At 44.2% G+C, this 14,817-nt stretch carries 14 protein-coding genes and 1 riboswitch; of the genes, 8 read left to right on the top strand and 6 right to left on the bottom strand.

The genetic code is table 11. The features are described 5' to 3' along the window. Positions 1–602: 602 nt before the first annotated feature. On the bottom strand, positions 603–959 hold the full coding sequence (locus tag ACWJJ4_RS14600) for a winged helix-turn-helix transcriptional regulator (RefSeq protein ID WP_014417586.1): 357 nt from the start codon (positions 957–959) through the stop codon (positions 603–605). Between the two features lie 168 nt (positions 960–1,127). Here ACWJJ4_RS14600 and ACWJJ4_RS14605 point away from each other — a divergent pair, with 168 nt between their 5' ends. Next, positions 1,128–1,874 (top strand): SDR family NAD(P)-dependent oxidoreductase, encoded by a 747-nt coding sequence (locus ACWJJ4_RS14605; protein WP_070081958.1) that lies wholly within the window; start codon positions 1,128–1,130, stop codon positions 1,872–1,874. A gap of 378 nt (positions 1,875–2,252) precedes the next feature. Here the strand turns inward: ACWJJ4_RS14605 and ACWJJ4_RS14610 are convergent, their stop codons facing one another. The 3 genes from ACWJJ4_RS14610 to ACWJJ4_RS14620 form a co-directional block, all read right to left on the bottom strand. Then, positions 2,253–2,534: a hypothetical protein gene (locus ACWJJ4_RS14610; protein ID WP_070081957.1), complete on the bottom strand. Its 282-nt coding sequence runs from the start codon at positions 2,532–2,534 to the stop codon at positions 2,253–2,255. Then, a complete protein-coding gene (locus ACWJJ4_RS14615) occupies positions 2,527–3,105 on the bottom strand; it encodes a MarR family winged helix-turn-helix transcriptional regulator (RefSeq protein ID WP_077722442.1) in 579 nt (192 codons plus the stop codon). Before ACWJJ4_RS14615 ends, ACWJJ4_RS14610 begins: the two co-directional genes overlap by 8 nt. 644 nt (positions 3,106–3,749) lie before the next feature. Beyond that, positions 3,750–5,813: a molybdopterin oxidoreductase family protein gene (locus ACWJJ4_RS14620; RefSeq protein WP_317461317.1), complete on the bottom strand. Its 2,064-nt coding sequence runs from the start codon at positions 5,811–5,813 to the stop codon at positions 3,750–3,752. A gap of 146 nt (positions 5,814–5,959) precedes the next feature. Further along, a riboswitch (SAM riboswitch) is annotated at positions 5,960–6,052 on the top strand. A gap of 121 nt (positions 6,053–6,173) precedes the next feature. On the opposite strand from ACWJJ4_RS14620, the gene ACWJJ4_RS14625 reads away from it, so the two are divergent. The 3 genes from ACWJJ4_RS14625 to ACWJJ4_RS14635 are packed head-to-tail and all read left to right on the top strand — an operon-like array spanning position 6,174 to position 9,944. Further along, positions 6,174–7,190 carry a 2-hydroxyacid dehydrogenase gene (locus ACWJJ4_RS14625; protein WP_454021753.1) on the top strand — a complete coding sequence of 339 codons (1,017 nt, stop codon included), beginning with the start codon at positions 6,174–6,176 and terminating at the stop codon, positions 7,188–7,190. Continuing rightward, positions 7,183–8,649, top strand: coding sequence for an FGGY-family carbohydrate kinase (locus ACWJJ4_RS14630; RefSeq protein WP_454021754.1), 1,467 nt, complete (start codon positions 7,183–7,185; stop codon positions 8,647–8,649). Before ACWJJ4_RS14625 ends, ACWJJ4_RS14630 begins: the two co-directional genes overlap by 8 nt. A gap of 47 nt (positions 8,650–8,696) precedes the next feature. Further along, positions 8,697–9,944, top strand: coding sequence for an RbtT/DalT/CsbX family MFS transporter (locus tag ACWJJ4_RS14635; RefSeq protein WP_102422270.1), 1,248 nt, complete (start codon positions 8,697–8,699; stop codon positions 9,942–9,944). Positions 9,945–9,975: 31 nt separating this feature from the next. On the opposite strand, the gene ACWJJ4_RS14640 is transcribed toward ACWJJ4_RS14635, so the two are convergent. Both ACWJJ4_RS14640 and ACWJJ4_RS14645 read right to left on the bottom strand, forming a co-directional pair. After that, the gene (locus ACWJJ4_RS14640; protein WP_369614723.1) at positions 9,976–10,737 is read right to left on the bottom strand and encodes a hypothetical protein; all 762 of its coding nucleotides are present in this window, start codon (positions 10,735–10,737) and stop codon (positions 9,976–9,978) included. A 65-nt stretch (positions 10,738–10,802) separates the two neighbouring features. Next, a complete protein-coding gene (locus ACWJJ4_RS14645; protein ID WP_003153826.1) occupies positions 10,803–11,108 on the bottom strand; it encodes a DUF948 domain-containing protein in 306 nt (101 codons plus the stop codon). Between the two features lie 129 nt (positions 11,109–11,237). Between ACWJJ4_RS14645 and ACWJJ4_RS14650 the strand changes: the two genes are divergently transcribed. From ACWJJ4_RS14650 to proB, 4 genes are all read left to right on the top strand, one after another. Next, positions 11,238–11,954: a 3-ketoacyl-ACP reductase gene (locus ACWJJ4_RS14650; protein ID WP_015417604.1), complete on the top strand. Its 717-nt coding sequence runs from the start codon at positions 11,238–11,240 to the stop codon at positions 11,952–11,954. 288 nt (positions 11,955–12,242) lie between these two features. Continuing rightward, positions 12,243–12,611 (top strand): replication termination protein, encoded by a 369-nt coding sequence (rtp, locus tag ACWJJ4_RS14655; protein ID WP_003153833.1) that lies wholly within the window; start codon positions 12,243–12,245, stop codon positions 12,609–12,611. Positions 12,612–12,787: 176 nt separating this feature from the next. Then, positions 12,788–13,636 (top strand): pyrroline-5-carboxylate reductase, encoded by an 849-nt coding sequence (gene proC, locus ACWJJ4_RS14660; protein WP_014418088.1) that lies wholly within the window; start codon positions 12,788–12,790, stop codon positions 13,634–13,636. 24 nt (positions 13,637–13,660) lie between these two features. After that, complete coding sequence (gene proB, locus ACWJJ4_RS14665) at positions 13,661–14,779, top strand: glutamate 5-kinase (RefSeq protein WP_176283360.1); 1,119 nt, start codon at positions 13,661–13,663, stop codon at positions 14,777–14,779. Positions 14,780–14,817: the final 38 nt, after the last annotated feature.

Consider the following 14,817-nt stretch of genomic DNA (forward strand, 5'->3'; position numbering starts at 1 on the left):
ACACAATTCAGCTCATCGCTATATGAATATAGCATGCCGGATGTGGAAATGCAAGAGATTTTTTAATATATGTTATATCTGGCTTTGTTTTGCCGATCACCATGACTACTTGGTGTAAGGTTTTGTTCAAATTCTATGATCTTGAATAAAGCAGTTCGAGAAATGCAAGAGGGAATTTGAGCAAATTGTGACCCGAAGTGTGACCTGAGTGTGACCCCAAATCCATTATTATGAGCTGTCAAAAACGTTGTTATATCAATCAAAACGTACTGAAAATAAAGTGAATACAAGGTGTAAGTGTGACCTGGAATTAAAATCCGGGTCTTTTTGTGTAAAAAATACATGCGAAGAGACCATATAGGCATTAAATGTTATTACTGATGTCTTCATTTATCTTTTTGCTAAGTTTCTGAACCTTCTCTTTAACATTTGAAACAGCTCTTTTTTGAATTTCATCAAAGTTCTCCTGAATATAGTCCATGACACTTCTTATTAGAACTTCACTTTCAAAATTGAATATCTCATTTATTTCTGACTGTTCTTCATCTGTCAGGTGATGGTATTGAAGTTGTTTAGCATTTGCTTCAGCAGCTGCATCAATCCTAACTTAGTTGTTCTGGCTGTACAATTTCATATTCACCTTCTGCATACTCTTGCTCCGCATAATGGCCTCCCCATTGACAGAGCTCCTGCAAGATAGGTTTAAGAGATTCTCCAAGTTCAGTGGATGAATATTCAACCTTCGGCGGTACTTGATTATACATCTTTCTGCTCACAAGTCCACTGGCTTCAAGCTCTCTAAGTGTTTGAATCAGCATTTTCTGAGTTATATTTGGGATAATGCGCTTTAATTCACTCGTTCTCTTTGGTCCATTCATTAAAAAGTATAATACAAGACCTTTCCATTTTCCGCCAATAACTTCCTTTGTCACTTCAAACCCACAGCTAAATTTTTTCATGTCTAAAGCTCTCCATTCCACATTTATTACTTTTTAGTTACTATATCACAAAAAAGTGGGTACTTCCGATAATGTGCTTACTGAAGGATACTATATCTTGTAAGTTGTTCTTCAAGTACTTAAAGGTACTAGACATAAAATAAAATTAATTCTAAAGGAGTGTTAAGTATGGGTAAATTTGAAGGTAAAATAGCGCTTGTAACGGGTGGAACAAGTGGGATTGGTCTTGCTGCAGCACAAAAATTTGTAAACGAAGGTGCATATGTTTATATCACGGGACGTAGACAAAACGAACTTGATAAAGCTGTTAACCAAATTGGCAAGAACGTAACCGGTGTTCAAGGTGATATTTCTAAGCTTGAAGACTTAGACAAACTATATGACATGATAAAGCAGGAAAAAGGTAAGTTGGACATTCTTTTTGCTAATGCGGGCACCGGCAGCTTCCTTCCATTAGGTGAAATTACTGAAGAGCAGGTTGATAGAACGTTCGGCATTAACGTTAAAGGAACCATCTTTACTGTTCAAAAAGCGTTATCACTATTCCCGGACAAAGTAGGTTCTATTATTGTAACGGGCTCTACTGCTGGATCAATTGGCAACCCAGCGTTTAGTGTATATGGAGCATCTAAAGCAGCATTAAGAGCACTAGTTCGCAACTGGATTCTTGACCTAAAAGATACTGAAATCCGTGTAAATGTGGTTAGTCCAGGAGCTATTCTTACACCTGCCTACGATGAGCTTTTTGGTGATGCACTTGAAGAAGTAATGGAAAATAGCAGAAATACTGTTCCAGCTGGAAAAGTTGGGACACCTGAAGAAGTAGCAAACGCTGTATCTTTCCTTGCTTCAGACGAAAGCAGTTACTTGACGGGTGTTGAATTGTTCGTAGATGGCGGGCTAGCACAGGTATAATTTCACTGCGCAGAGATTACAAATCGTCCCCAAAAAAAGGTTAATGGGGATTTACTTGAAGAAGTCGTTTTCCTTAAAGGACAGGGAATTCGACTTTTTATGTTTAAATTTGATTAACGTTGTAAATTCGCATTTTCCTGGGCTACCACTAAATGACCTGTAAAAAAGATTACTTTGTGAATAAATGTACTTAAAGTAACGGGAAGGAGAATGTCCAGTTGTTATTTGGAGTGAATTCGGTGGCTATAAAGAACTTAATTCTGCCTTATAAAGTTCTTTTATGAAAGACTTCATGAGATGAAAGAAAACTGGGAAGAAGATGAGGACTGGGACGATTAATAAAAGAAAGCTCTCTTTTAGAGAGCTTTTTTCAGATTTTCAATTTTTAACAGGCTTTATAATGAGCAAACAGGCATTACTCAAAATACTCGCCGCGCCTATCCAAAGCAGCCATTGTGTTCCGGTCAGCCATGAGGCAGTTAGGATAAAGAGTCCAATGGCAATTGATATATAATTGCCGGCTCGGTCCAGTTTACGGTTGCTATGAATTTTATATTTAGCATGAGAAATAAATTGATCAATTTTATCTTTCAGCTCATAGCATTTTTCCTTCATCTTATCCTCTGTTTCTTTTACTTTTCGATAAAGCATATTATTCATCGTCTGCACTCCCATATCTCCGTTTTGAAAATTCAGCCATGATTTTTTCTTCATAGTCATCTGAGATGAATCGTGCCTGGTCTTCAACTTTCAAATGTGCTTTTTCTTCAAAACCATCCTGTTCTTCACCATCAAAACGATAAAGTTTTTGCAATAGCCTCCAGAATGTTTCAACTTCTTCAGTTGTGAACTCATGAAACATATCCGCTAAAAAATAGGTGGATCTTTCTGAACAGGAAATTAACGCTTTTTTTCCTTCAGGGGTAATCTCAATATTGATTGCACGTTTATCCAGTTTGCTTGGCACCGTGTGAACATATCCTTTTTTCGCGAGGCTTGAAATTAATTTGTTAGCGGTTTGTTTTGTTGTGCCCAGCTTTTTAGCGATATTCATAAGTGTGGTATCTTCCGTCGGTAAATGGGCAATAGCAATAAGAGTCATGTGCTGTCGGGAAGTCAACATTTCTAAGTATTCGTCCCCCCGAGTCTGCACCTTATTGACAACCGAAAATAATGATGCGTAACTTTGTTGCATAAAATGCAGTTCCTTCATTAGTAATTTAATATCCATAAATTATCTCCCAACTAAATTGTCACCATGTTGACAATTACAATATACATCACAAAGGGAAATAAGTCAACATGGTGACTAATAGGGACGGGTACGGCTGTTTTCAAAAATGTTACAGGCAGTCGGAGTGTTTACAAAAGGGGAAATAAGTATAATAAATGCGAAAAGGGCATTAATTCAAAGTGAGAAGGTGTTTGACATGCAGAAAGTGAACTGGTCATAACGGTATGAATGGTTCAATAAACAAGATGAAAAAGACGGGCGTTTAATGGCGCTCCTTCGTCATGAGCTTACATATGAGGAAGTCATACGGTTATATATGAAAGGGTTTTATTTGAAATCTAAAGAAGGGGATGTTTCGTTACGTAAGAACGATATCTGTCGTATGTTTGGGGTTGAAGAGAGGCAGGGCGGCAAATCTTAATGAACGGGAAGAGAAAAACTCTTCCCGCTTTTCATAGCAGCTGTTATTCTTTTTCCAGCATGGAAGTCAGCCATCCTCTTAATGCCGTCTTCTGCACATACCGCTTTCCGTTTCTCGTGATATGCGGAATGTCATATATCCAAACCTCCAATAAACGTTATCATTTTTTATACGGTGAAGCCGGCCGAAGGATTCAGCCTTCAGCAAAACCGCCGGGCGTTTATTGCGGACGGTTTTGATTGCTGAGCTTTTCCACCTGCACCTTTCCGGAGAAGAAAACAGCGCCTCCGCCCATATCCGCCAGCCGATCGGGCGTGAGTGAATTGACGAGCTGTTTTTTATCATCCATATCGGCCCAAAGACCTTGGCTCACCGCAACGCCGGGAAGCACCTGTTCGCCGACCGAAACAGTCAATTCGCACTCTCCGCGGTGATTCCAAACTCTAACGGTTTCTCCGTCTTCTATGTTCCGGCGTACAGCATCTTCTGTATGAATAAAAAGTTTTGGCGCTTTTTCCAGTTTTACGTGTTTTTCGTTATTTGAAAATGTCGAATTTAAAAAATTATGATTCGGTCCCGGGACAAATAAAAGCGGAAAATCGTCATCGCTCTCAAGAGGGATGTGTGTCGGCAGCGCCGGATAACCGTCCTGTTTCATCTTTTCCGAATATAATTCAATTCTTCCGCTCGGTGTCTTGAGCTTTCCCGGAAAAAGCGGTTTTTTCCGTTTGGCTTTCATGAAGGAATGGCGTGAGAGCGCTTCGTAATCAATATCCTCGATATACGGATTGTCGGGAAAGTCCAGCGCCTGTCTGATTAATTCTTCATCGGAATCCTGAAGCTCCTGCTCGGTAAATCCCATTGCTCCGGCAAGCAGACGGAACACTTCCGTATTCGATTTGCTGTCCCCGTAGGGTTCGATCACCGGTTTTTGCAGCTGAATAAAATGATGCCAGTAAGACGTGTAAAAATCCGTGTTTTCAAAAGCGGATGAAGCAGGGAGCACGATATCCGCATATTTGGCGGTTTCCGTTAAAAATAAATCGTGAACGACTGTAAATAAATCCTCCCGCAGCAGGCCTTTTCTGACTTTATTCGCTTCCGGCGCAACCACTGCGGGATTCGTACCGTAAATAAACAGGGAGCGCACGGGCGGTTTTGTTTCTAAAAGAACGCTTCCGAGCCTGTTCATATTAAATGATCGCGGCTTCCGGCCGTAAAGCAGATCAGGCCGCTGGAGCGCTTGTCTGTTATAGTTTAATACCGCGCTGTTGTGCTTGATTGCGCCTCCTCCGGTGTTGAGCCACTGTCCTGTAACAGCCGGAAGGCAGGCGACGGTGCGGACGATCATTCCGCCATTGTCATGGTGCTGAATGCCGTTTCCAATCCTGATAAGGGAAGGGGAGGTTTCCCCGTACATTCTCGCAAGGCGTCTGATATCGTCGGCTTTAACGCCTGTAATAGCAGAAACCGTTTCCGGATCATAGTGTTTAACATGCGCTTTTAATTCTTCACTGCCTTCGGTGTATTCTGTGAGAAATGCTTCATCGTGAAGGTTTTCGTCGAATAAGACATGCATGATACCGAGGGCGAGTGCGGCATCTGTGCCGGGGCGAATGGGAATAAACCAATCGGCAAGCCGGCCGGTTTGATTCTTATGTACATCGATAACGACAATTTTAGCCCCTTTTTTCCGGGCTTTTTGAGCAATCATGATTTGGTGCATATTCGTGCTGACGGCATTGATCCCCCAAAAAATAAAGAGCTTTGCATGTATGGTCTCCTCCGGATCAGTACCCGCTCCTTCACCCATTGTATAGTTATAGCCTTCAGATCCGGCTTTGCTGCAGATCGTCCGTTCGAGATGACTCGCTCCGAGACGATGGAAAAAACGGCGGTCCATTCCCTCTGCCGCCAGTTTTCCCATATTGCCGTAAAAGCTGTACGGAAGAATGCTTTCCGCTCCTTCTTCGGCAATAAGCTCTTTCCAGCGCGAACTGATCGTATTGATCGCTTCCTCCCAGGAAATAGGCGCAAACGCGGCTTCACCTTTTTTACCGATCCGTTTTAACGGAACGGTTACGCGCTTCTCATCATAAATACGCTCAGCCATGTGTCTGACTTTGTTGCAAATATTCCCTGATGTGACCGGGTGATCGGGGTCTCCCTGAATGTTAACGATTTTTCCGTCTTTTTTTGTCACAAGCAAGCCGCATTGATCGGGACAGTCTAGGGAGCACACCGACTTAAAGACCCCGTTCGGCTGTGTTGCAGCAGAATTCATAGCCCATTTCTCCTCTTTGTTTATATTGTAAGCATTATAACATTTCAAAATCGAACGTCAATTCAGAAAAAAGTGTTGACATCATGGAAAGACTTTTCTATGATGAGTTTATTCTTTTAAACAGCCTGACAATTTCATCATTTTATTTTCTATCCAGAGAGGTGGAGGGACTGGCCCTATGAAACCTCGGCAACATTTATTGTGCCAATTCCAGCAAGCGTATGCTTGAAAGATAGGAAAGAATGGTCTATACATATTTGTGCGCTTCAAGCGGATAAAGACGGTATATGAATCTCTTTCCTTCTTTGAGGAAAGAGATTTTTTTATGGAAAAATTTATGTGAAAAGGATGTTTTGTACCATGACGGTTTTAATTACCGCGCCATATCACGACGAGGGGCTGAAGGAGCTGACTGAGCTGTTCGGCCGGACTGTGCACCGGCCGTGGAAGAAGCACGGCCGGGCCTATCGGGAAGATGAATTGATCCGAATGATTCAAGAGACAAACGCGTCGGGGCTTATTACCGAACTTGATGAGGTGTCTGAGCGTGTTATTGACATATTGCCGGATTCCGCTTTTATCGGTGTCTGCAGAGGAATGCCGTCTAATGTGGATATTGCGGCGGCGACTAAAAGAAAAATCCCCGTTTTCTTTACACCGGCCCGCAATGCCCAGGCCGTTGCTGAAATGTTTATCGGAAATGTGATTTCATTTTTGCGTCATACGTATTCTTCCCATCAGTGGCTGAAGGACGGGAAGTGGAATGGTGATTATTTGCAGGCTTACGTCAAATTCAGAGGAAATGAGCTGACGGGGAAAACAGTCGGCCTTATCGGTTTCGGCGCTGTCGGACAGAGAATCGCCCGGCTATTGGCCGCTTTTGATTGCAAAGTGCTTTACTATGATCCATTTGTCCGTCATGAAAACCGGGAGTATGAAAAAACGACGATTGAACGGGTATTTTCTGAAAGTGATATTGTTTCCGTTCACTTGCCGCGCACAGAAGAAACCATCGGCCTTATCGGCGCCCGGCACTTTCAATTGATGAAACAGGAAGCTGTTTTTGTCAATACGTCAAGAGCGGCGGTTACAGACAGGGAAGAGCTGCTGCGGGTGCTGAAAGAACGGCGGATTAAGGGAGCGATCCTTGACGTGTTTTATCATGAACCGCCTGAATCTTCTGATTATGAATTGATCTCTTTGCCGAATGTGTTAGCGACTCCCCATTTAGCGGGCGCAACATTTGAAGTGGAAGATCATCATGTGAAGATTTTAAATGAAGCGCTTTTCAAATGGAAACAAGATCAAACCTATACAATACGTGAACTTTATAACAAAAGAGAACTTGAAACGGAAGGAGGAGGCTGTAATGGCTGAACAAAAAGGCTACCTTGTATTTGACATCGGGACTGGGAATGCGCGAGTCGCGGTCGTGACTGCCGGCGGCGAAGTGACCGCGCTTGAAAGGGAAGACATCGAATATGTGACGGATCCGCTTTATCCGGACGGACGATATTTCTCACCGGAAGGGTTATGGACGCAAATCAGCGCTATGGCAAGAAAGGCTATTGCCAAGAGCCCTCATATTACATTAATCGGAATCACCTCAACAAGCCAGAGGCAGGGAATCGTTTTGATCAATAAAGATAAAAAGGCATTTCTCGGTCTGCCCAACATTGATAACAGAGGGCGTGAATGGGAAGGCGGGATTGAGGCAGAAGAAGAAGTGCATCAGCAAACCGGACGTCTTCCGAGCGCTTTATTTTCCGCCATGAAATTTGTCGGATTAAAAGCCAGACAGCCGTCTTTATGGAAAGAAGTGAAGTGCATCACAAGCATCAGTGACTGGGTGACATTTGAGCTGAGCGGAATTTTAAGCTATGAACCGTCACAGGCTGCTGAAACACTGCTGTTTGACGTAAGGAAAAAGGCGTGGTCAGAGAAATTATGCAACATCTTCGGTGTGCCTTCTGCCATTCTTCCTTCACTCGTCCGATCTGGGACGGTTGTCGGAATGTTAACGTTTAAGAAAGCGGCGGTGCTCGGTCTTTCTGAAAGAGTGCCTGTGATTGCAGGCGGGGGAGACACACAGCTTGCCATCAAAAGTGCAGATGCAAAGCCGGGAGATATCGTCATCGTATCCGGCACAACGACGCCGATTACAAAGATAACAGCGGAGACCGGAACCGAAAGTTTAGAGAATGCATGGCTGAATTGCCATACAGAAGAAGGTCAATGGCTTCTTGAAACGAATCCGGGTGTAACAGGACTCAATTATCAAAAATTAAAATCCATTTTTTATCCGAATGAATCCTACAGCGTCATGGAACGGGAAATCGCAAGTCTGCCGAAACATGATCATGCTTGTATATCTGCGTTAGGCTCCTATTTATCGCCTGAGAAAAACGCACTGGCAAAAGGCGGATTTATATTTGACGCTCCGCTGTCCCAAAACTTAAGCAGAGCCCATTTTGTTAAAGCCGCACTGCTGGAAATCGCTTTTTCAATCAAATGGAACTATGAGGCGTTAACAGAGGCGGCTTCCTTTTCACAAGATTATGTGAAGGTGTGCGGCGGCGGTTTCCAAAGTGATGCTTTGACGCAGTTTCTTGCTAACCTTCTTCAAAAGAAAATCTACAAGAGAGAGGGGTTCAGCCAGGCATCCGCAATGGGAGCGGTGATGATTTGCAACGAAGCTCTCGGTGTGAAAGCAGAGCTTTCGACCCGCACAAAGATAATTGAGCCGGAAGCGGATCAGACGGATCTCTTCCTATATGAAGAATGGAAACATACGCAAAAATTATTTACTCATTTTCAACCGGCGGTGAAAGCCTGACTTGGGGATGAGATGACAACATGAAAGATTGCTGAGGAGGAACAAAAATGCTTAATAAAATAGGAATTCCAAAACAGCTCGCCTGGGGATTTTTAGGGGTCGTGCTGTTTATGATGGGGGACGGCCTTGAACAAGGCTGGCTCAGCCCGTTTTTAGTTGAAAACGGCTTGACGGTACAGCAATCAGCATCCCTGTTTACGGTTTACGGTATTTCTCTTGCTGTGGCGTCGTGGTTTTCAGGGGTCTGCCTCGAAGCCTTCGGCGCAAAGCGGACGATGTTTATGGGGCTGTTGTTTTACGTCATCGGAACAGCCGCGTTTATCGCATACGGATTTGAGAATCTTAATTTGCCGGTGATGTATGTCACGTATTTTATTAAAGGGCTGGGTTACCCGCTGTTTGCCTATTCATTTTTGACATGGGTGATTTACCGTTCGCCGAAAAACAGGCTCAGTACGGCGGTCGGCTGGTTCTGGATTGCATATTGCTGCGGGATGTTTGTATTCGGTGCTTGGTATTCAAGCTGGGCTATCAAATCCTTCGGCTATTTGAATACGCTGTGGAGTTCAATTTTCTGGGTATGCCTCGGCGCGTTTTTTGCTTTGATTTTAAATAGGGACCGCTTTGAAAAGAAAAAGGCAGATAAGCGGGAAAAGGCGCAGGAATTAATGAAGGGAATCACCATCCTTGCTGAAAATCCGCGCGTGCTCTCTGGGGGGATCATTCGGATCATTAACAGCATCGGAACATACGGATTTCCGGTATTCCTCCCGATGCATATGGCGCAGCACGGCATTTCTACAAATGTATGGCTGCAAATTTGGGGAACGATCTTTCTCGGAAATATCGTCTTTAACTTAATATTCGGCGCAGTCGGCGATGCCTTCGGCTGGAAAAAGACCGTCATGTGGTTCGGAGGAGTGGGCTGCGGCATTTTTACTCTTTTATTATATTATGCTCCTGTTGTATCACATGGGAACTTGCTTTTCGTCAGCATTGTCGGTTTTATATGGGGAGGGCTCCTCGCCGGGTTCGTTCCGATCGGGGCTATCGTGCCGACGGCGGCCGGCAGCAATAAAGGTGCCGCCATGTCTGTGTTAAATCTGGCTGCGGGCCTGTCGGCATTTGTCGGCCCCGCGCTTGCCTGGGCGTTCATCGGGCTTGTCGGCGCACAAGGCGTTGTATGGATTTTCGCAGCGCTCTATTTCGTAAGTGCAATCTTGACAAATCAAATCAAAATACCTGAAGAGAAAACGGCAAAACACGATAAAGCATTGCCTGAATACGCTTCTTAACAGCAGCGCCCCGAAAATTCGGGGCGTTTTTTTACGGCTGCTGAAGAAACCCGGCAAACCGCTGAATTTGTTCACGTAACGATTGTTGGTTTTCGTGAAATTGTTTGAAACGATGTCCGTTTGCTCCGGACGGATGCGGGAAGCCTTCCAGAATGACCGCATGGCCCATTCTGCCGTTCTTCTTCAGCGTGCGGCAGGCTGATTCTGCTGCTTTTCCGAGAGGGATAAGCAGAATGTCTTTTTTCATCATTTCTATTTCATCCGGAAAACATGTCAGCGCGTAACGGCTGAGAAGAGCTGATCTGCTGATGGCCGGCCGGTGTCCCGTATAGTTTTTCTGTTTATAAAAAACAGGGTGTTTGATAACGGATGTCGTATGAAGCAGCTCCCGTTTTGAATCAAAAAACCGGGATGAATCCTCAACGTGAAGCGCGGCCGGCAGACCGCATTCATTAAGCATTTCGATGATGTGCTGCCTCATGGAACCGGAAAGTCCGGCCGCTTTTTTTGTCTCATATGCTATCACCTCAAGAGATTCGCCGTTTTTTAAAAGCTGTGCCGCTGCTTTGTAAGCCCGCTGCATCTGAAAAAAACCGGGTGTAATTCCGGAGATGACAACCGCAGCATGTGGGTTGATATCCTCATTATGAGGCGAATAATACATATCCAGATCTCCGTCCTTGGCTAAATGGAACTCCGGAGTCAGCAAATCCGATTTTGTAAATCCTCCCGAAGATGATAATGCTTTAAGCTGCTGCAAAAAATGCGCAAGCCGCTCACGATCGCAAATCATGTTATGCCTCCTTGAATCCGCCAGTTTCTCTTAGTGTCATCAAAAACGTCGGATGACATGCAGGCTCATAAACCGCTTTTACCGGCGTTCCAGAGCATTTTCAGCACGTGAGGCGTTCCTTTAACTTCGGCTGCCGTCGTTTGCACGGCTGTTTTTTTAGTAAGAAAGTCTTCCTGCAGTTCTTTCTGCTTTTGTGATAACAAACGGGTTTCTGTTTTGATTTCTTCAACGGACGTCTGCATAGACGCTGTCGCGGCGTTAATCTTCTTTATATCAGGCGCTGTGTTTCTTTTAAAATGCACGGCGGATACGGCTGCATAAATTAACGCGGCAGCCGCAACGGCAGCACTGATATACAAAATGATGATCATCTGCTTTTCACTCCTTTTTTTCAGTTGATACCCTTTACGGATCGTGTTGAATCATTTTATTTGCTAATTGTTTTTTTTCTGCTTATAATGTGAAATCGTACATAAGGACATTCAGAAAGGGTGAAAGACATGGAAAGCTTACAAAACAAAACGGCTCTAATCACGGGTGCGGGCAGAGGAATCGGCCGCGCCGCCGCTATCGCTTTAGCCAAAGAAGGAGTCAATATCGGTTTAATCGGCCGTACAGAAGCAAATGTCGAAAAGGTTGCGGAAGAAGTGAAAGCCCTTGGTGTAAAGGCATCATTCGCTGCTGCCGATGTAAAAAACCAAAAAGAGGTTGAACAAGCCGTCTCCTCTATTAAAGAAGAACTCGGTGAGGTTGACATCCTGATTAACAATGCCGGAATCAGCAAATTCGGCGGATTTTTGGATCTTACGCCTGAAGAGTGGGAAGACATCATTCAAGTTAATGTAATGGGTGTATACCACGTGACACGCGCCGTTCTTCCTGAAATGATTGAGAGAAAATCAGGAGATATCATTAATATTTCTTCTACGGCGGGCCAAAGAGGCGCCGCGGCGACAAGTGCGTACAGCGCTTCTAAATTTGCCGTTCTCGGTCTGACCGAATCTCTCATGCAGGAAGTCAGAAAACACAATATCCGTGTCAGCGCAATGACTCCGAGTACGGTTGCAAGCGACATGTCTATTGAATTAAATCTGACAGACGGCAATCCGGAAAAAGTCATGCAGCCTGAGGATCTTGCAGAATATATGGTTGCTCAATTGAAATTACATCCGCGCATTTTCATCAAAACTGCCGGTTTGTGGTCAACTAATCCTTAAACAAAAGGGGACCTGTCTTTGTGACGGGTCTTTTCTTTTTTTGATTTCGCAACCCGATTAAATAGGCATAAAGATCCGTTTTTGCAGAAAAAAGAGTGAAAAAGAAACCGATATCAGCTATAATTAAACTAAATAAACTATGTACCAAATGTTCACTAAGATTATTTTTCCCGCTCCAAAAAACAAATCAATACAAACCAAACTGTCCGAACAATAAAAGGGAAAACGGGATATAAAGAGAATATTTAGTACATGGAATAATTTGTTAGAAGGAAGGGTGTGCACATATTGAAAGAAGAAAAAAGAAGTTCAACCGGTTTTTTAGTGAAACAAAGAGCCTTTTTAAAGCTTTACATGATTACAATGACAGAGCAGGAACGGCTTTACGGGCTGAAGCTTCTCGAGGTGCTGCGTTCGGAATTTAAACCCATCGGTTTTAAGCCGAATCATACCGAGGTGTACCGTTCACTTCACGAACTTTTGGATGACGGGATTTTAAAGCAAGTAAAAGTGAAAAAGGAGGGAGCCAAACTCCAGGAAGTCGTTCTCTATCAATTTAAAGACTATGAAGCAGCGAAGCTTTACAAAAAACAGCTGAAGACAGAGCTTGACCGCTGCAAAAAGCTGATAGAAAAAGCCATTTCAGATAATTTTTAAATCCGGCCGGAACGCATCCGGCCTCCCGGGCTCTAAAGGTTTGTTCTGTGATTCATTATACATAATAACAGGCTCGGAACAATACATATCAATAAAACCTTCAAACTTGACATCGACTCCTGAAGTGGTAACATAAAAAACGTGTGAAAAATACGAACAAAATACGAACAAGGGAGATGTTACCGATCTTAGATCAAAAGAAAGTTGCTTTTATCGGAGCAGGATCAATGGCTGAAGGAATGATATCAGGCATGGTCCGCGCAAAAAAAATTCCCAACCAAAACATCTGCGTGACAAACCGCCGCAATACAGAGCGACTCGCTGAATTGGAACATCAATACGGAATTCAAGGCATTGCTTTTGACAGCATGAAAACCGAAGACATTGATGTCTTTATTTTAGCCATGAAACCGAAGGATGCTGAAATCGCTCTTGCTACGCTGAAACGGCGTATCCAACCTCATCAAATCATCCTGTCTGTTCTGGCAGGCATAACAACCTCATTTATACAACAATCATTACATGACCGTCAGCCAGTTGTAAGAGTGATGCCGAACACATCCAGCATGATCGGCGAATCGGCAACAGCTGCGGCTTTCGGAGACCATGTCTCTTACGGTTCAGCAAAAACCGCGGTATCCCTTTTGGAATGCCTCGGGGAAGTGTACGTGATCAAGGAAGATCAGATGGACATTTTCACCGGCATCGCAGGCAGCGGACCGGCGTACTTCTATTATTTAATGGAGTTTATTGAAAAAGCAGGTGAAGAAGCCGGCTTAGACAAACGGCTGTCCCGCAAAATCGGCGCGCAAACGTTATTGGGCGCTGCTAAAATGCTGATGGAAACGGGTGAAAAACCGGATGTGCTTCGGGAAAACATCACCTCTCCAAACGGCACGACGGAAGCCGGCCTCGATGCGCTCAGGTCAGAAGGCGGCGGAGAAGCCATTGCCAAAGCCATTAAACATGCGACCGAACGTTCTATTGAGATCAGCAAAACAATTGAAAAAACGGCAGCACTATAATCGTTAAAAAACAGGAGTGATACAGTGACGTCTCGGACGAAGATCAAAAGAGTCGCGGTGAAAATCGGAAGCAGCTCACTGACGAGCCTGCACGGGGAAATCAGCAGAAGAAAGCTGGAAGCATTGGTGGATCAAATCGCACAGCTGAAAGACAGCGGCTATGAAGTGATTTTAATATCTTCCGGCGCAGTGGCGGCAGGTTATCGGAAGCTCGGATTTATTCAGAAACCGGAAGGCCTCCCTGAAAAACAGGCTTCTGCTTCCATCGGGCAGGGATTATTAATGGAGGCTTATTCAAAGCTGTTTTTAGCGCACGGTTATGTCGCATCACAAATATTAATTACAAGAAGCGACTTTTCCGATGAATACCGCTACCATAATGTGCGCAATACGATGAACGTCCTTTTGGAACGAGGCATTATTCCGATTATTAATGAAAATGACACGGTCACAGTCAACCGGCTGAAATTCGGAGATAACGATACACTCGCAGCGAAGGTGGCAGGTTTAATTGATGCCGACATGCTTGTAATTTTATCAGACATTGACGGTTTATATGATGATAATCCGCGCAGCAACCCGAAAGCGAAAAGAATCAGACATGTAAGCGACATCACTCCGGAAATAGAAGCAAGCGCGGGAGATGCCGGGAGTGAAATGGGAACCGGCGGAATGCGTTCGAAACTGGATGCTTTTAAAATTGTGATGGCCTCCGGTATTAAAGGCTTTCTCGGGCAGGCTAACATCCCGGACATTCTGCTTCAAGCGGTAGATGAGGCGGCTGAAGGAACTTATTTTGAAGCGGAAGGAACCCTGCCGTTAAACCACAAAGAACAATGGCTTGCATTTAATTCCGGCCCCGAAGGCGAAATTGTGATGGAAAAGAAAAGCAGCAACGATGTCGCGAACGGAAATATGGCACTGTCACCGCAGGATATCGAACAGATTAAGGGCAGATTCAGCAGCGGAGCGGTTGTCAGGCTGCTTGATCAGCAGGGAGAAGAGCTCGGACTCGGCATCGTCAACTATTCCTCAGCCCAGCTGAAGACATTTAAAGAAACGCCGCACAAACAGACCGATCAATCAGTCATTGATCCGGAAGCGTTTGTCTGCCACGTTGAACTATCCATTCCGATCGGCTGAGAAAGATCTATAAAAATATGAAAAAGCCCGAGGCTTCG

The sequence above is a fragment of the Bacillus sp. JK62 genome, from assembly GCF_053663455.1.